We start from the raw sequence: 16,421 nt of genomic DNA, 5'->3' as shown, positions 1-16,421 counted from the left end.
GGGGCCCGGGTGATCACGCCGATCGAGATCAAAGTGAACCTCGACGGAGATGTCGCGGGCGCACTGCACCGGCTCCGATGTACCGATACCGCCGCGGCCTACCGCGACATCTGGTTCGCCGAGCCTGTGCACCCCGGTCCCACGGGCGCGCCCACCCTGCTGTCGAGCCGCATCGTCATCCGGTTGCGCAGCGGTGAAGAAGACGACCTCACCGTCAAACTGCGACCGTGCCTGAGCTCCCAGCTGACGGGCCGCTGGGCGGCGCCCTTCACCGAGCCCGGGATCGGGTACCGCATCGAAAGCGATTGGTCGGGCGAACGGCGAATGCTGTCGGCGTCGGCGATCAGCTCGCGGTCCCCCGGTTCCCTGCGCGCTGCCGTGGCCCGGGGTGTCGATGTCACCGACACATTGAACTCGGCCCAGCGGCAGTTCTTGGTGAGCTGCACACCCCCCGGCGTCGCGGTCGACCACTTGTGCGCGATGGGCCCGGTCACTTCGGCGCGGTGGTCGGGGGTCGCGGTGGGGAATCTGCGCGCCGACATCGAACGATGGACCGCCGCCGGTCTCGATCTGGTCGAGCTGTCGCTCAAAGTCGCACCCCGACAAGGTGATTCGCCCGTCGATCTGCATCTGCGCGCGCTCGAAGCCCAGCGTGCGCTCGAAGCCGCCTTGCGCAGGCTCGGCCTGATGATCGCGACGGGCGATACCAAGACCGAGCAGGTGCTCACCGCCCTGACGGCAGCCCGCAGGCCCGGGTAACTCTCGGCAGAGGGTCGATGGCCGGTCCTGATCGACTTCGTCGGCGACGCGGACCTGCCCTGCGACTGTCACGGGCCTTGGATCCCGAATCGACCACGCTGTCGACCCGAGCTCGCCAACCGAGTACACCCGTGGCACTGCCACCGCGGCGGCTCAATTGGCGATGATGAAGTTGAACAGCACCCTGATATTGCTGCTCCAGCCGACGTGATACCGCACCGTCATGGTCCCGTCGGCGTGCGGAACCACGTTCAGGACCTGAGTGGTGGCCGGCCCGAGGAACGGGGTGTTGTCGGTGTCGATCTCGGTCATGCTCACCGAGACCTGACTGTCGGCCCGCACGTCGACACTCGGGAAGCCGAATACCCAGGCACCCGTTCCGTGTGTGCGCAGAATCTTGCGTGCCCAGAAGATCGACGTGATATTCGTCCGGCCGATCGCCCGCACTCCTGCCTCTTCGGCACCGTTGCCGATTTTCGCCGACTCGAACGCGTCTTCTTCTTCGGTATCCGCGCTCGCTGCCACGACCGCGTCCTCCGTATCCGTCGCCAACATTTCGCTGCCCTTTCTCGGCGAAACAATGTGTGGAGCTATCGTCGCGCGCGGATAGGCCGGCCCGAATGCGTAATCGACTACCCCACTACGCGGGTGCGGTGCCGATCATCTCCGCACGGGCAGCGATCCTCGACAAGGCCGAACAGGCAGACGACGACCCGGCCGTCGTCGCGGGTGGACGATCGCGACGACGGCGTGAATTGTTGTCGTTCAGGCGGACAGTGTGTGCCCGATGATGGCGGCCACTGCGGCATGGGCGAGGTATTCGGCGATGTCGTGCGCCCGTTCCTTGGGGTTCTCGACCGGAAGCTCGCGCAGCTGGGGCCCCCAGGCCTGACGCAGCGGGCAGCCGATAGCGATCGGGTCACCGGCGTACCAGGTGTTGAGCCATTCGCCGACCCGCTCCGGTCGATTCGCGCCGCCGCTTTGCAGCTTGCGGTATACCCCGTCCATTCCGAGCGGGCTGCCCGCCGTCACCAGCAGGCTCACGTTCACTTCGCGGGGCAACTGGGTGAGCAGGTCCATCGCCACCACCGTGCCGAGGCTGTGGCTGACCAGGATCAGTTCGCCTGCGGCGGGCGCATCGGTGAGCACCGTGTCCAGCACACCTTTGCGGACTCGCTCGTCGTCGAGATAGGAGGCGACATCTTTGAAGATGGCGCCGATGAGCGCGGAGTCGAGGCCGCTGCGAGCGGCGATCCAGCTGAGCTGATCGTGCAGTCGCCCCAGCACCACCGCGCCGATTCCGCCGAAGAGCTCGCGCGCTTGCGGATCGACCGGCAGTTCGTCGGCAGTCGGCATCCCCGCCCGGCGTGCCGCCTCGGCGATCAGGTCTTCGTACAGTGCCGGACCGGTGTCGACGGCCTCGCGGGTGTCCATACTCTCGACGAGGCGGTCACCATAGAAGGGGAAATACACATCGGCTGGGTCGATGGGGCTCAGACCGGCGAGGGTGAGTCCCTTGTTCAAGCCGGCTGTCCAGTTACGGCGCAGCTCGACCGGGTCGCGACCCTGTTGTCCGCGCCCGTGCAGGAACAGCACGCTGCGACGACCACCGAACGCGGTCGTCCTGCCGCGCAAGCCGCGCACCAGACTTTCGGCGGCCGAGACCCGATGCGGCACCGGCATTGTCGCCGCGGCTTCCTGTGGCGAGATCGCCGCGAACCCGAGTTCGTCGAGCAGGGCGCGCTGAGCCGGATCGAACTGTCGCGCTCCCAGATCGTGCAGCAGCACGCTCACCCGCGCGCCCTCGTTGGCGATCCAGTCGATCGCGTCGTCGCCGTCCCCGGACTGCCACAATTTGCCGTCCTTGCGCAGCACCCGGCCTTTGTCATCCTTGTTCGGGACTCCGGCATGGTGCAGCGCGACGATCTCCCACTGGTCGTTGAAGACCGGCGAGCCCGAATTACCCGGCTCGGTGTCGGAGGCGTAGTGCAGGAAATCGTCGAGTTGCAGGTCCAGGCGGTTGTGCCGGATCGAGATCTCCTTGAGCCGTCCCGAGGGGTGCCCGACGACGTTCATCGCCTCGCCGATCACGATCTTGCCCGGCTTGGCGATCAACGGATTCCAGCCGAACGTGGTACCGGGCGCCACGCCGTCGGGTCCCGGCGCCACGCGGACCACGGTGTAGTCGAGGTGCTTGTCGGTGACGAAGAAGTCGGCCGGCGCGAGCCGGAAGCGCGCCGTCGGACACGGGTCGTTGTCGATGCCGACCTCCGCGCGGAACTCGATCACGACCGATTCGGCCGCCCCTGGCGTCGGCAGCACATGATTGTTGGTGAGCAGCAGTTGCGGTGACACCATCGAACCGGTACCCATCGGCACTTCACGTCCGTTGTCGGCCAACGAGATTCGTGCCACCGCGGCGGCGGCCCTGGCACCGCGGGTCAGGAAGTTGGCGGCCTGCAACTCGTTGGCGAAGCCGATCACCCGCTCGAGCGAACGGATGCTGTCGACCGGGTCCTGCCTGCCCAGTTCGATCACCGCCTGCGCGGGAACTTCGCCGGTGACGAGCAGGCGGTCGGCCCGGGCGAGGATCTGTTCCTCGGTGTCGACGACATCGGAATCGCTCACCTCACGGCGGCGGGCCACCTCGTCGCGTTGCGCCTCGGTGTCGTCGAATCGCCGCGATGCGGCGTCCATCTGCTCGTGCCATGCGGCGGTGCGTGCTTCACTTTCGGTACCCATGGGTCACCTCGCCCGGAGAATTTGTACTGGGGTATTCAGCGTGGGCGCGGGTGCGGTGCCGATCACGAGTAGTGGACCACTCGACTTTCACCGCGCTACCCGGTCACGCGCCGGCGCGACCGGGTAGCCGAGGGTCTCTCCTACCGATATCGAGACTGCGAGGTGCACGGATTCGCCAATGCCGACATCGTGGCGAGGTCGCAGATGCCGCTGGTCAGCATCTGAATGGGGGCGACGCCCATCAGCACGATGAAGCCGATGATGTCGCCGCGTTGGAGGAATCCCGCGGCCGAGTCCGCGGCCGCCGATCCGTAGTCCAGCGCCGACGAGCCGGTTGCGGCGACCGGCACGGGTTCGGCGGTTACCGTCGCGGCGGTGGCGACAAGGCTTGCCGCCAGGACCGAGCCCGCGGCGAGGCGAAGGGTGGTACGCATTGCGCGCTCCATTTCTCAGGTGATGTCAGCTGATTCAGCGTGGTGGCTGGTTCATGTCGCGGTTCGTCGTCGGAAGTTCGATGCTGATCGGCATCCGCAGTTCGGCCAGGTAGACCAGGGCGGCCTTGCGCAGGAATTCGTCGAGCAGCCAGTAGGGATCCGCCAGCGGAGGCGCGGCCGTGAGCAGGCCTTCGCGCACAGCGATGAAAGGGCCCCAGCTGATTCGCAGCAGCGGGTCCCAGACCGGTTCCCTCGGGATCGCCAGGCCGTCGGCGATGGTGTCACCGAGCAAGAAGCGGGTGAACGCACCGAGGATCGGCTTGCTGAGCAGTGCGAAGTCGATGTTGGCGCCCAATCCGAGGAGCCGATCGGCGAGCGCGGCGCCTTCGGGGGTTGCCTCGATGATGGGGTCGAGGACCTGTGCCGCTTGGGAATTCGCGTCGGGCCACGTTGTGGGGATGTACTCGTCGCGAACGCCGAGCAGGTGCGCGGCCACCTGCCAGGAGTGCAGGAATGCTGTCGATTCGTGCGCTGGGATCGGCACATTCCAGGCGGTCAAGTGCTTCATGACGGTCGTGGGCAGGCTGTGCCAGGTGACCATGATGTCGTTCTGGCTGATCGGGATGTCTTCGGTGGCCGAGTGCACCCAGTGCGGCGACTGCGGCAGCAAGTGCCGCACCGCGGCATGAACGAGGCGGGTCTTGACGCAGGTGACGATCATTTCCCCGTCGGCGGCATAGGCATTCGCGCTGCCGATGTCGTAGCCGAGCTTGGCGGTCTTGGAGATGCGGTCCTTGAGGTCGTGACCACCCTTGGAGTAGTAGACCGCCCGCGCTTCCTTGGGAATGACGGTGCTCATCATGCCGCTGGCGAATCCGTAGAGCACGCCCAGATATAGCCCGCGCTTCTTGTTGAACTCGATCGCGGTACCCAGCGCGCCCCGATCGGCCCATGGCGGCAGCTGACGGGCGTACTCCATGAAATCCCGTAGCTGCGCGGGCAGGCCGTCCGGCAACGGTTGACCATTTCTGGTCCAGGTACGCAACAACTCGTTGACCCTGGGCACTTCCCCGCGATCGATCAGTCCGGCGACGAGCTCATCGGCTTCGGCGTCCCACACCGTCATCGGGTCGACGCCGGACCCGGTTCCGGCCACCGACCCCTGCGGCGACCAGGTCCACGGCTGCGCCCGAGCGGGCGTCACCATCGACAACGCACCGAGCGCCCCCACGATCCCACCGGCTTTCAGCACACTACGTCTGTCGAATCCATCCATGACCTCACTCCTCGTCGAGCGCTAGCTGACCCCGACCGCTCGGAACGCAGGTGGCGCATCTAGCAGCATCAGGACCGGAATGAGCAGTAACTTAACCGCCTCGAGAGCGCGCTGTATTCGCTTCGAACAATCGATCAACTGCCGTTTACAACAAAGTTCGTACAGAAATAGCCAGTAACTTATGACACCTGCGCAGCACACGCGTCGCCACTGACTACGCTGACACCAGCCTGCATACGAGGTATGCGCGGCACGTGCGCCGACCCGCGAGGAGAACTACCCATGTGGCCTGCCGATTGGCCCTCGTCCGCCCGCGCGATCGCGACCGCCATCGAGGCCGCCGTCACCGCGGCGAAGGCGGCCGACGAATCCGGGTTCAGCGCGACCACCGCCGACCTGTCCGAACTGCCCGCCGATCAGGTCACCTCGGTGCTGGCGGCCATCGTTCGAGAGCTGCTCGAGACCGCGCATCCGGACGGTCTCACCGGTGACGATGTCCGTGCCGTGCTGGAATCAGTGGTGCGGCGATCGGCGGCGTGGCTGCCTCGATTCGATGCCGCCGCGGTCGTCAGCGCGCTCACCGGGGCGCTCGGGGTCGACGAGTCGGCAGCACCGGACCGCGCATGGACGAACCCCCAACCTGCGGCGGTACTGCTGATCGAGTACCTCGCCGAGCCTGCCCGGACACCGCCGCACGAATCCATTCAACGCGCCATCAACGAGATCGCCAGGGCTGAAACGATCGAAATGCCCTGACGTGCTCTGCGCGGTGCCGCTTCCCCGCAGCGCGCGGTTCGAACGAGGCGCCCCACCGTCGAGATGTCTTGCGCCACTGATGAACTGCTGGCTGGGCTCAGCGGCCTGCGGCGGTGAGCCGGTAGTCGGCTTCGAGCAGCATCCATGCGCTCAGCTGCACCGACAGATCGCGGCTCAGGTTCGCCGCCGAAGCAGCGGACGCGTCCGCGAGCTGGAGGAAGATTCCCGGATGTTCCGGGACCGCGACCGCACGGTTCCAGTCCGCACCGAACAGTGGCAGGCCGTCGACCTCGGCGCGGTGTGCCCAGGCCGCCTCGGCGGAAGCGTGCACGATATTCGCGGCGGCCGCATTACCCAGCGACAGTGCGGTTTCGGCGAGATATCGCGCGAGGATTCCCATGAAGAGCCCGGAGTCGTTTCCGGCTGCCCCAGCGATCACCCCGGTGTCGGTGAGCCGGTGCTCGACTGCGGTCACAAGTGCTGCCGCACGGTGGCGATGACCCGATTCGCCTGTGCGCAGCGCCAGTTCGGTTTCCAGCCCGACGGCCACGCCTTGGCAGTAGGTGTGGACGGTGCGATCCACCCGGCCGCCGGGCTCGTGGACACCATCGTGGATCAGGCCGCTGTCGGTGTCACGCAATCGAGTGTTGAGGAAATCGGCGAGTTCACCGGCGCGGGAAAGTTCGCCGAGTCGAGCCATCGCGATTCCGGTCGGACCGATCGCCGCGGTGTTGTAGAAATCGTCGCCGGACCGCCATGGCACCGCGCCCACATCTGGGTTCCAGCCATCGATCAAAGCGGTCCGCAAACCCGCTATCGCGTCGTCGAACCGGATATCGAGCAGCCGGTCGGCACGTTCGAGCGCCAGCACCAGCCACGCCATATCGTCGTAATACCGATTGGTCCAACCGGTGACATTGCGGGTTCGGATACCCTGCGCGAGTGCGACGACCCGATCGATGCGTTCGGGGGTGCGTGCGCGGTGCGCGGCATCCACGGCACAGTCGAGCAAGTGCGCTTGCCACCAATAGCACCATCGCCCGAACGCCCGCTCCGCCAGATCCGCGGGCCACACGAGCACGCCCAACCGACGCTGTGGCAGCCCCCAGAGCGAGCGCACATGTCGCTCCACGATCGCCTGTTCCGCCAGCTCGGCCCGCTCCCCCGCATCGGGGTCGCGCGAGCAGCCCCGGGTGATCGTCCCCGCCGGTGTCGGCGGCGCCACAGTCGCCAGCGCGATCGCCGCCCCCGCCGCAAACAGCACCCTGCGCCGACTGAACTCGTGGTTGCGGCGATTCATCCGCTCGGGCTCCTCCTCTTCGACATCGGCGCCGGCGCCGAATCTCCAGGATTCCGTGTCGGGATTGCCAGAGCTTGAACTGCTCCGGTGAGCCGCGGAAACGATTGCGCAACCGCCGGCGGAACCCACCTGGGCTATCACCCACCGGGCGGTACCCGGGCTACGATTCGTCGGCCTCGGTTCCCGGGGAGTACGGCGAGCTGAAGCCGGCGACCCATTCGAATGGCGTGACACCCGAATCGGCGGTCTGCTCGGCGGCCGCGGCGAATGGAGCGTTGTTCTGGGTCAATCGGAGGATGGCGCGTTCGAGTGCGGGCAGGATCTCGGTGATCGCGAGATCGCCGTGCGCGAAACGTCCCAGCAGGGCATAGACCATGTTGGTCAGGACGAGTGCGAGATCGGCGGCGTAGTCCTCGTCGAGACTGGCGAACATCGTGCCGACGGCGGGCAACACCGCGGCGAAGCCTTGGGCGTCGAGTCGCTGCCCGCCGGGACCGGAACGAGCATGCGAGTAGGCGGCCAGCATCCGGGGGTGACGCTCCCACGGTTCGAACACGTAGCGGGTCACCCGATTCAGCAGGTCGGCGAGTGATTCGCCGACGCGCGGCGGGTCGAGTTCGGTATAGGTGTTGGTGGCCATCCACTGGGCCACCGCGGCGAGGACGAGTTCGTCCCGGGTGGGGTACAGCTTGTAGACCGTGGTCAGCGACACCTGGGCGACGCGCGCCACCCGGCGCAACTGCACCGCGTCGTAACCTTCCGATTCGAGCAGCGACAAGGTGGTCTCGGTGATCTTGCGCGCGGGATCACCTTCGCCCTTTCTAGCCACCACGCCACAGTAGTCCATCGGCTCGGCCTGTCACCGAAGCGATTCGACTCAGATCCGGGTTCCCACGTCCACGGCGACGAGATTGTCCATGGCCCGCTCCGCGACCGCCGCGATGGTCATCGACGGATTGCACGCAGCGGCGTTGCCCGGCAACAGCGCACCGTCGAGAACGTAGAGCCCCGGCTGGTCGTGGACGCGGCCGTCCAGGTCGCACACCGAGCCCATGCTCGCCCCACCGAGCGGATGCCAGGTCGAGGGAAACAGCGCGTTGGTGTCGAGCAGCATGCCGGTGGGGCCCGCGATGCGATGGACCGCGGGGCCGATGTGGTTGTCCTGGATGACCCGGTCGCCGTCGTGGGGCCAGTGCAGGATCGCGTCGTCGCGAGCAGCGTCGTAGGCGAACGCACCGCGACTGTCGCTGACGCCGTAGCCGACGAGCATCGTGCTGGCCGGATCCACCGCCATCGGCGGGATGGATGCCTGGATCACGGTGTGCGCGGCCCGTGGATCGTCCCAGTTCTTGCTGCCGTAGATCACCGGACCACCTTGCGGCGCACCGAATTCCGCGGTCGGATCGCTCCAGACGTAGATGCGGTCGGCGTTCGTTCCCCACTCCTGACCGAGGCCATCGGGCAGGTCGGGAATCAGGCCCTTGGCACCGGCGCGCATGAGCAGTCGGGTGGTGTTCATGCTGCCCGCCCCCATGATCACGGCTCCCGCGGTGAGCACCTTGTTCTCGACCACGACGCCCGAACTGTCGAGGCGCTGCACGTGCACGGTCCAGCGGCCATCGCGGGCGCGTTCGAGATCGGTCACCTCGTGCAGCGTGTGCACCTGGCACCGGCCGGTCGCCTCGGCGGCGGCGATATAGGTGACATCGACGGAGTGTTTGCCGCCGTTGTTGACACCCATCGCACCGTCACCGTTGGTGTAGGAGGCCTTCATCTCCCCGCGTAGCTCGGCCATCGCGAAATTCCAGTCGATGGGCATCGGGATCTTCGACAGCGGCATCCCGGCCCCGCGCACGCGTTCCGCGAAAATCCGTGCGGCCCGGTAGTTTTCGCTGGCGATCAGTTCGTCCGGCGCTTCGGCCAGGCCCAGCATGCGCGCCACTCGCGGATAGTGCACCCGGTCCATCGTCGCCCAGTCCAGCTCCTGCGGAAAGTGCGCGTTGAACACCGATTCGGCGGGCTGCAGCGTCATGCCCTGGTAGACCAGCGAACCGCCACCGACACCGGCCGCGCACAGCGCGGTCATATTCACCCCGGGGATGGCCTCGATCAACCCGGCGTACGGGTCGAACACGAGCGGCTTCCCGAAGAGGTTCGGACTCGACCGATACCACAGCAATCGCTTGTCCGGGGCGGACGCACGCGGAAAGGTCTCAGCGTTCGGCCCGGTGGGCCAGCGCAGACCTCGCTCCAGAACTGTCACCGTGACACCGGCCTGCGCAAGGCGCAGCGCGCTGACGCCGCCGCCGAAACCCGACCCGATCACCACCACACGATGGTCTTCAAAGGTCAGCGGAACAGCGTTGGCCCGCAGCGCGATCGGAGTCGGCGTGCCCGTCGAACGGGCACCGAGAAGCATGCCGCCCGCTGTTGCCGCGGCAACCAGCATGGAGCGGCGTGAAATGTTCTTCACACCCAGATCCTTGGTCAGTCGATGCTGCAGCCGGCGACCGGCTTGTCCGCGAGGCGATCGAGAAGATAGGTGAACGCGTTGTCGGGACCGAAACCGTCGATGATCTCCGGACCGAAATGATTCGGAATGGTGGTTCCGGGCAGGATCGGCGGAAGGTCATTCGTGCGGAAGGTGACCGTCGCGCCCTTACCGCACCAGTCTTCGGCGAGTCGACGGGCCTGCCCGTACGGGACGGTGTCGTCGTTGAGGCCGCTGGTGATCAGGACCGGCGCGGCCGGAGTGGAGTTGCCGATGCGCAGTTCCGCCAGCACCGGTGCCGCTTCGGGCAATTCGGCGAGATGGGCCGACAGCGGCCTGCCGTCTTTGGTCAGCGTCTCGGTTTTCAGGAAGGGGTGGTGGGTGATCACGTCAGCGATGCAGGAGTCGCTCAATGTCTCGAGCATGGCGCGCCCGGACGGGCTGGTGACCTGGTCGACCGCACGCTGCAGTTCGGGGTAGCGCGCGAGCATGCCGTTGACGGCGAACCCGATCGCACCCCCGATCAGCGCACCATCGATCTTTTCCAGGATCGCGCTCAGGTCGGCGACCGGCCCCCCGGCCCAGGTGCCTTTGAGATTCAGCTCCGGCGCGTAGGTCGGCGCCATCTCCGCGGCGGCCGCGGTGGCGCCACCTCCCTGGGAGTAACCCCAGAGCACCACCGGCGTCTCCGGGCCGACACCGCCCAGATTGTTGGCTGCGCGCACACCATCGAGAATCGCGTGCCCGCTGTCGAACCGGTTGGCGTAAGTGTGGATGCCGGGTGTGCCGAGACCGATGTAATCGGTCACCAGCACTCGCGCACCCAGACCGCTCCACACCGTCGACGACGGCAGCTCCTGGTTCGCCGACAACCCGAGCGGCGCCGTGGACACCGCGACCCCCGTCGAGAACGCCATCGACATCGCGCAACGGTCGGCCTGACCCGACGTACCGGGGCCGATGACCACCGTCGGACGCGGTCCCGCTCCCCGCCACGGACCGGTCGGCTCGATGAACGTCCCGCTCACCGCGACCGCGGACCCGTCCTGCTGTCGAGACGTGTACATCACGTGCTGCGCACGGCCCGGCCACCCCTGCTCGGTGGGCGGCGTCACGAACAAGGTCATGGGCGCAGTCTTGATGATCGCGCCCGGCTCCTGCGGAATCCGGTCCGGCGGTGTGTAGAACGAGCTGATCGGCTCGGCCGAGACCTCCCGCGTCTGGGTCACCACACCGGCCACCGCCGTCGCACCAGCCAAGACCAACACCGCGGCGATGCGCCCGGCCCGCGGCCGCACCCGTCGCAGATCCTGTCGCTTCATCGAGAACCTCTCAGTCGTACACCACTGACCGGCGTCGTCGCCGCAGTGACTCGGATCGCCGGATCAGCAGATCATGATGCCTGTCACACCAGCGCCGACAGAGAGTAACACGGTTACTGCGAGGCTCGATTCCCGCTCCCCCGCTCACCCATCGCACCGCGGGATCGCGTGGGGAAATGTCATGGCGATCTTTGCATTCACCGACTACAGCGGAAAGATTTCATCTTCCAGCTGAACAACGAATAGCGAATCGCGGAGGCGCGACGGATTCTGTCCGGCGACGAAACGATGTCCATCCACGTCATGGGCAGGATCCGTAAGACCGCGCAGAGCTACGACCCCGAGTCGGGTTTCACCTGGATCCGAACTAGGTGATGTTCTCGCGGTGGCGTGCCGCATCGAGCGTGGTGAATGCCGCCGCAGCGAGGATCATCAGCGCCGAAACCAGCAAAGCCACGTCGAGTCCGTGATGGAAGGCCGCCTTGCCTGCGTTGAGCACTTCGGAAACCTTCGACAGATACTTCAGATACGGACCGATATCGACGCCCTCGGGGATTTTCCCGAGTTCCACGGCTTGAATGGCGTCGGGCTGTAGCGACGTCGGCAAACCCAGTTCGTTCATGCGCGCCTTCAGGTCCGAAGACAGGAATCCGCTCACCAGCGCTCCGAGGACCGCGACACCGAACGCCGAGCCGACCTGGCGCATCGTATTGGTCACCGCGGCGGCCATTCCCGAGTGTTCCGGCGGGACACCCGACATCACCGCCGACGTCAACGGCACGACCGCGATCCCGAATCCGAAGCCCGCCACCGCCATCGCTGCCGACAGCGAAGGATCATGGATTTCCCCCGACAGCATGTGCCGGGTCAACAGAATCCCGCCTGCGCCGATGACACAGCCGAGAATCATCGGGGTGCGCGCACCCCGCCTCGCCACCCAGAATCCCGCGACCAGCGACCCGACCACGATCGCGGCGGCCATCGGCGCGAAGACCGTGGCCGTGCGCGCTCCCGAATACGACTGCATCACTTGCAGATACAGCGCGGTGAAGAAGAAGATCGAGAAGATACCGAAGTAGACGGCGAAGGCGACCAACAGCGCGCTGCGCACGGCCGGGAAGCGCAAGTAGTGCAGGTTGAGCATGGGTGCGCGCGCTCGTGTTTCGACGGCGATGAACCCGAGGAACGCGAGCCCACCTATCGCGAAGAACGCGAGCACCGACGGCGCGGTGTAGCCCCGATCCTGACCGGAGATCGCGGCATAGATCACCGACCCGAACGCTGTCGCGCCGAGCAGAGCGCCGGCCCAGTCGATGGGCTCGGGGCTCGGGTCAGCGCTTTCCGGAACCGACCACAGCGCGACGACGAGCGCCACCGCCGCGATCACCAGGTTGAACCAGAAGATCGAGCGCCACCCGTACGCGTGGACCAGCACGCCGCCCAGCACCGGTCCCGCCGCCAACGCCAGCCCCGACACCGCCGCCCACACACCGATCGCCTTGGCGCGAGTCCGATCGTCCGGAAAGACGTGGCGCAGTACCGACAGCGTTCCCGGCTCCGACGCCGCAGCACCCAGGCCCATGATCGCGCGGCCTGCGATGAGCACCGCGACACTGCTGGCGAGTGCGGAGACCACCGACCCGGCGCAGAAGATGACCAAACCGACGATCATCACCCGCTTGCGCCCCCACCGGTCCCCGAGCGACCCACCCGCCAACATCAACCCGGCGAACACCACGGTGTAGGAGTTGACCACCCACTGCAACATCGTCACGTCGGCACTCAGATCGCGCCGGATGTCCCCCAGCGCGACACTCACGACCGTGGTGTCGAGGAACGTCACGAACACCACTACAGCGACTGCTGTCAGCGCGATGCGCGGTCGCGCCGCCCCGCCCGGCGCTTTGCCCATCTGTATCACGGGCCACAGGTTACTGGCGGGTTCGTCCGTGTGCGAGCCGACGGTCGGCCACGTCGCCGGTAGGCCCCGTCGCGGTGACGGACCGAGTGTGCCGAGAAGCCAGCGGAATTCCCGATGCCACCTGCTGATTCTTCGGCTCTGCTCCACGCACGTTCGGCGAGCATGCCGGGAACAGTTCGACGAGGTACGCCCCGCGATTTCATCGAAGATTCGCGCACCGCACACGTCGCTTCCTTATCCGTCGAGCGTGAGCTACCACCGGCCCTCACATCGGCGACCAGCGTTGCGTAATCGGCCGCCTCACCCACCCGTGTAGGTGTGCGAGACTGGGGCGGTGAGCGATGCCGGTGCGGGCACCTACGTCGAGGCGGGCGAGTTCCGTCGCGACACCAACTACATCACCACGCGGATCACCGCCGACGGAGGTGATGGTTACCCCGTCGAACCAGGCCGGTACCGGCTCGTCGCGGCCAGGGCCTGTCCGTGGGCCAATCGCACGCTGATCGTGCGCAGGCTGCTCGGGCTCGAGCCGGTGCTGTCGCTCGGCCTGTGCGGACCCACGCACGACAAGCTCAGCTGGACCTTCGACCTGGATCCGGGCGAGGTCGATCCGGTCCTCGGCATCCACCGCCTGCGCGACGCCTATCTGGCCCGGTTCCCGGACTATCCCCGGGGGATCACCGTGCCCGCCGTGGTCGACATCGCGACCGGGCAGGTCGTCACCAACGACTACGCACAGATGACCCTCGATTTCTCGACCGAATGGATCGCCTACCACCGGCCGGGCGCACCGCAGCTCTATCCCGAACCGCTGCGCGCGCAGATCGACGAGATCAACCGAGAAGTGTTCCGCGACATCAACAATGGTGTCTACCGCTGCGGTTTCGCCGGTGATCAGGAGGCCTACGACGCCGCCTATGACCGGCTCTTCGCCGCGCTCGACCGGCTCACGCAGCGGCTGAGCACCCAGCGCTACCTGGTCGGCGACACGATCACCGAGGCCGACGTGCGGCTGTTCACCACGCTGGCCCGTTTCGACCCCGTCTATCACGGCCATTTCAAGTGCAACCGCACCAAGCTCAGTGAGATGCCGGTGCTGTGGGCCTATGCCCGTGACCTGCTCCAGACCCCCGGTTTCGGCGACACCATCGACTTCGGGCAGATCAAGGAGCACTACTACGTCGTGCACCGCGACATCAACCCCACCGGAATCGTCCCCGCGGGGCCGGATCTGTCGAATTGGCTGACCCCGCACCACCGCGAGGAACTGGGTGGACGCCCCTTCGGCGACGGCACCCCGCCGGCGCCACCGGTGCCCGCTGAGCAGGTACCCGCGATCAGCTGAGGCGCTCACCGAATGCGTACCGGATAGTCAAGCGCGACAGCAGCTTCCGATGACCGGTCCGCCAAAACCGGTACGGATTCGTGTCAGTGGTCATCGCTAGCGTGCTCAGGTATGGACACGATGCCCGATGGACGTTTCGCCGACTTGCTGACGCAGTTGCGTGCGAGCGACTTCCGCACGTTCGTCCGAGCCGACGTCGAACAGGTGTGCCGCACCGCGGGCTGGACGCTGACATACGACGGTGCGGTCGACATCCCGCACACACCCACCGGTGGCCGCATCCGCGACGACCGCGATCCGTATGCCGACGGCGAGCAACGGACGCAGCTGACCATCGCCGTCGCCACGATCGAGCCCGAACAGTTCCGCCGCTACCTGGACCTCGCGGTGGCGACGTGGGGTCCGCCCACCTGGTATTGCGGTCTGTCGGATCTCGGTGTCGGCTGGGTCGACGGCAAAACACTGCGCACACTCGGGCTTTCCGACTGGGGAGGCCTGTTCGTGCGGGTCGAGTCCACCGATTCGGATGTCAACAGCCGGTGGTGGAACTGGAAAACCCAGTACCACTATCCCGATTTCGTCGACGCGGACGACCGCATTCCGGCCGATGAACACGACATCGAGCACAACAGCGCCGACGATTACGAGGTCAGCTTCACCTGGTCCGCCGGTTCGGGTGGCCGCGGCGCCGAGATCTGGAGCGTCTACACCCTCGGCCACCTGCGAGGCCTACTGACCGACCTGCTGCACAGCGTGCACTTGGCCATGCGCGCGCTCGGTCCCGGCCCCGAGCCCCTCGTCCTGCACTTCTTCGACCGCGACAAGACGCCGGATCGCTACGCCCAACTCGAGTTGTCCCCCACCGAGATCCGCCTGCGCGCGTTCACCACCGAGTCCACCCGCCCACACCTCGACCAGCTCGGCTTCGTGGACTGCGGTGACGGCAGCTCCACGCGGATGTGGCCGACCGAGCGCGATCAGGCACGGGCAGCCGCCACCGTCACCACGGTGTTCCTGCACCGGGTCGGGCTCGGCTCCGAGAAACTGACGATGACCGAGTCGGGGAACCCGCTACCGATCGACAACTTCTCGGTGGATGTGCAGGTCGACCTGGAGGGCGATGAGCTCAGCGACGCGGATCTCATCGGTCGTCAGCCGCCGACTGGCTGCAGAACGCGCAGGATCGGGTCGTAGGCCCAGTTCAGCATGCGCTCGGCGTCCTGTCTCGCCGCGGCGCTGCTGTGGTCCGAGCTGTGGAGAACCACACCGATCAGCGGTATTCCCGCCCGGACCGTCTCGAACAACAGGCAGTGTCCCGCAGCGTTGGTGTTGCCGGTCTTGAGGCCGATGGTGCCGGGATATTCATCGAGCATGCGGTTCGTCGTTTCCCAGTGGTGCTCGCGGTTGGCGGGTCCGGCGGGAACATGGAAGTGCCGCGAACCGACGATCTCGCGGAACAGCGGCAGGTTCATCGCACGGACACCCAGCGCCACGAGATCCGCCGGTGTGGAATAGGTGGAGTGGTCGGTGGGGTACGGCATGCCGGCCGGGTCGCTGAAAAATGTTCCCGCCAAACCCATCACCCGCGCGGTGTCGTTCATCCTGGCCAGGAAACCGCCCTGGCCGGGACCGAACGACTCGGCGACGGTGTAGGCGGCGTCGCAGCCGGACGGCAGCAGCAGCGCGTACAAGAGCTGGCGCGCGGTGAGCACCTCGCCGGGCACCAACCCCGCGGTGCTTCCGTTTTCCCTGGCACAGTAGGCACCCGCTTCCTGCGGCACCGTCACCGGCCGTTCGAGGTCCCCGCTGAGGATCACGACCACCGCCGTCATCACCTTCGCGATACTGGCGATCGGAACCGGGGTGTTCGCCTCGCGCGACCACACGAGGGTCCCGGTGAGCCCGTCCGCCAGCGCCGCACCTGACGCCTGCACACCGTCCGGCCCGGCCGCCGGCCACGGCAGCAGACCGTCGGCACTCCCGGAGGGTGCAGCGGCCGCAACGCCGTGACCAGCGGCGACGATCAGAACCCCGACAGTGACGGCGTGCAACACCTTGGCGAATGTCCGCATGGC

14 protein-coding genes are annotated in these 16,421 nt (G+C 66.8%); 4 read left to right on the top strand and 10 right to left on the bottom strand.

Going from position 1 to position 16,421, the window contains the following annotated elements; all coding sequences use genetic code 11:
* The first annotated feature begins 9 nt into the window (after window positions 1–9).
* Entirely contained in the window at window positions 10–759 is a 750-nt protein-coding gene (locus ACFWO8_RS11920) for a hypothetical protein (protein WP_378948466.1), read from the top strand.
* Window positions 760–912: 153 nt separating this feature from the next.
* On the opposite strand, the gene ACFWO8_RS11915 is transcribed toward ACFWO8_RS11920, so the two are convergent.
* The 4 genes from ACFWO8_RS11915 to ACFWO8_RS11900 all read right to left on the bottom strand — a co-directional run bounded on the left by ACFWO8_RS11915 (window position 913) and on the right by ACFWO8_RS11900 (window position 5,211).
* Complete coding sequence (locus ACFWO8_RS11915; protein ID WP_378948463.1) at window positions 913–1,284, bottom strand: hypothetical protein; 372 nt, start codon at window positions 1,282–1,284, stop codon at window positions 913–915.
* 240 nt (window positions 1,285–1,524) lie between these two features.
* The gene (locus ACFWO8_RS11910; protein WP_378948460.1) at window positions 1,525–3,501 is read right to left on the bottom strand and encodes a trypsin-like serine peptidase; all 1,977 of its coding nucleotides are present in this window, start codon (window positions 3,499–3,501) and stop codon (window positions 1,525–1,527) included.
* 140 nt (window positions 3,502–3,641) lie between these two features.
* Window positions 3,642–3,935, bottom strand: coding sequence for a hypothetical protein (locus ACFWO8_RS11905; protein WP_378948457.1), 294 nt, complete (start codon window positions 3,933–3,935; stop codon window positions 3,642–3,644).
* 34 nt (window positions 3,936–3,969) lie between these two features.
* Window positions 3,970–5,211 carry an oxygenase MpaB family protein gene (locus ACFWO8_RS11900; protein WP_378948454.1) on the bottom strand — a complete coding sequence of 414 codons (1,242 nt, stop codon included), beginning with the start codon at window positions 5,209–5,211 and terminating at the stop codon, window positions 3,970–3,972.
* A gap of 282 nt (window positions 5,212–5,493) precedes the next feature.
* Here ACFWO8_RS11900 and ACFWO8_RS11895 point away from each other — a divergent pair, with 282 nt between their 5' ends.
* On the top strand, window positions 5,494–5,967 hold the full coding sequence (locus ACFWO8_RS11895) for a hypothetical protein (protein ID WP_378948451.1): 474 nt from the start codon (window positions 5,494–5,496) through the stop codon (window positions 5,965–5,967).
* 97 nt (window positions 5,968–6,064) lie between these two features.
* On the opposite strand, the gene ACFWO8_RS11890 is transcribed toward ACFWO8_RS11895, so the two are convergent.
* The 5 genes from ACFWO8_RS11890 to ACFWO8_RS11870 form a co-directional block, all read right to left on the bottom strand.
* Window positions 6,065–7,396 carry a glycoside hydrolase family 76 protein gene (locus ACFWO8_RS11890; RefSeq protein ID WP_378948448.1) on the bottom strand — a complete coding sequence of 444 codons (1,332 nt, stop codon included), beginning with the start codon at window positions 7,394–7,396 and terminating at the stop codon, window positions 6,065–6,067.
* 31 nt (window positions 7,397–7,427) lie between these two features.
* Window positions 7,428–8,096 (bottom strand): TetR family transcriptional regulator, encoded by a 669-nt coding sequence (locus ACFWO8_RS11885; protein ID WP_378948445.1) that lies wholly within the window; start codon window positions 8,094–8,096, stop codon window positions 7,428–7,430.
* Window positions 8,097–8,144: 48 nt separating this feature from the next.
* A complete protein-coding gene (locus ACFWO8_RS11880; RefSeq protein WP_378948442.1) occupies window positions 8,145–9,740 on the bottom strand; it encodes a GMC oxidoreductase in 1,596 nt (531 codons plus the stop codon).
* Between the two features lie 14 nt (window positions 9,741–9,754).
* Window positions 9,755–11,080, bottom strand: a complete 1,326-nt coding sequence (locus ACFWO8_RS11875) for a lipase family protein (protein WP_378948439.1) — start codon at window positions 11,078–11,080, stop codon at window positions 9,755–9,757.
* 367 nt (window positions 11,081–11,447) lie between these two features.
* On the bottom strand, window positions 11,448–12,992 hold the full coding sequence (locus tag ACFWO8_RS11870) for an MFS transporter (RefSeq protein WP_378949748.1): 1,545 nt from the start codon (window positions 12,990–12,992) through the stop codon (window positions 11,448–11,450).
* Between the two features lie 343 nt (window positions 12,993–13,335).
* Here ACFWO8_RS11870 and ACFWO8_RS11865 point away from each other — a divergent pair, with 343 nt between their 5' ends.
* Both ACFWO8_RS11865 and ACFWO8_RS11860 read left to right on the top strand, forming a co-directional pair.
* Window positions 13,336–14,346, top strand: a complete 1,011-nt coding sequence (locus ACFWO8_RS11865; protein ID WP_378948436.1) for a glutathione S-transferase family protein — start codon at window positions 13,336–13,338, stop codon at window positions 14,344–14,346.
* 111 nt (window positions 14,347–14,457) lie between these two features.
* Window positions 14,458–15,540 (top strand): hypothetical protein, encoded by a 1,083-nt coding sequence (locus tag ACFWO8_RS11860; protein ID WP_378948433.1) that lies wholly within the window; start codon window positions 14,458–14,460, stop codon window positions 15,538–15,540.
* Here ACFWO8_RS11860 and ACFWO8_RS11855 read toward each other — a convergent pair.
* Window positions 15,498–16,418: a D-alanyl-D-alanine carboxypeptidase family protein gene (locus ACFWO8_RS11855; protein ID WP_378948430.1), complete on the bottom strand. Its 921-nt coding sequence runs from the start codon at window positions 16,416–16,418 to the stop codon at window positions 15,498–15,500. The two genes, ACFWO8_RS11860 and ACFWO8_RS11855, sit on opposite strands and share 43 nt — an antisense overlap.
* Between the last annotated feature and the right edge of the window lie 3 nt (window positions 16,419–16,421).

It is taken from the genome of Nocardia sp. NPDC058480, assembly GCF_042720495.1.
Taxonomy (GTDB): domain Bacteria; phylum Actinomycetota; class Actinomycetes; order Mycobacteriales; family Mycobacteriaceae; genus Nocardia.
Note: the sequence above shows the minus strand (reverse complement) of the source record. Positions and strands in the feature narration are given on the sequence as shown.

What these genes read in the sequence shown, in the direction of transcription:
- ACFWO8_RS11875 (WP_378948439.1), bottom strand. Translation starts at nt 11,080, where the DNA reads ATGAAGCGACAGGATCTGCGACGGGTGCGGCCGCGGGCCGGGCGCATC.
- ACFWO8_RS11870 (WP_378949748.1), bottom strand. Translation starts at nt 12,992, where the DNA reads ATGGGCAAAGCGCCGGGCGGGGCGGCGCGACCGCGCATCGCGCTGACA.
- ACFWO8_RS11905 (WP_378948457.1), bottom strand. Translation starts at nt 3,935, where the DNA reads ATGCGTACCACCCTTCGCCTCGCCGCGGGCTCGGTCCTGGCGGCAAGC.
- ACFWO8_RS11855 (WP_378948430.1), bottom strand. Translation starts at nt 16,418, where the DNA reads ATGCGGACATTCGCCAAGGTGTTGCACGCCGTCACTGTCGGGGTTCTG.
- ACFWO8_RS11860 (WP_378948433.1), top strand. Translation starts at nt 14,458, where the DNA reads ATGGACACGATGCCCGATGGACGTTTCGCCGACTTGCTGACGCAGTTG.
- ACFWO8_RS11910 (WP_378948460.1), bottom strand. Translation starts at nt 3,501, where the DNA reads ATGGGTACCGAAAGTGAAGCACGCACCGCCGCATGGCACGAGCAGATG.
- ACFWO8_RS11895 (WP_378948451.1), top strand. Translation starts at nt 5,494, where the DNA reads ATGTGGCCTGCCGATTGGCCCTCGTCCGCCCGCGCGATCGCGACCGCC.
- ACFWO8_RS11900 (WP_378948454.1), bottom strand. Translation starts at nt 5,211, where the DNA reads ATGGATGGATTCGACAGACGTAGTGTGCTGAAAGCCGGTGGGATCGTG.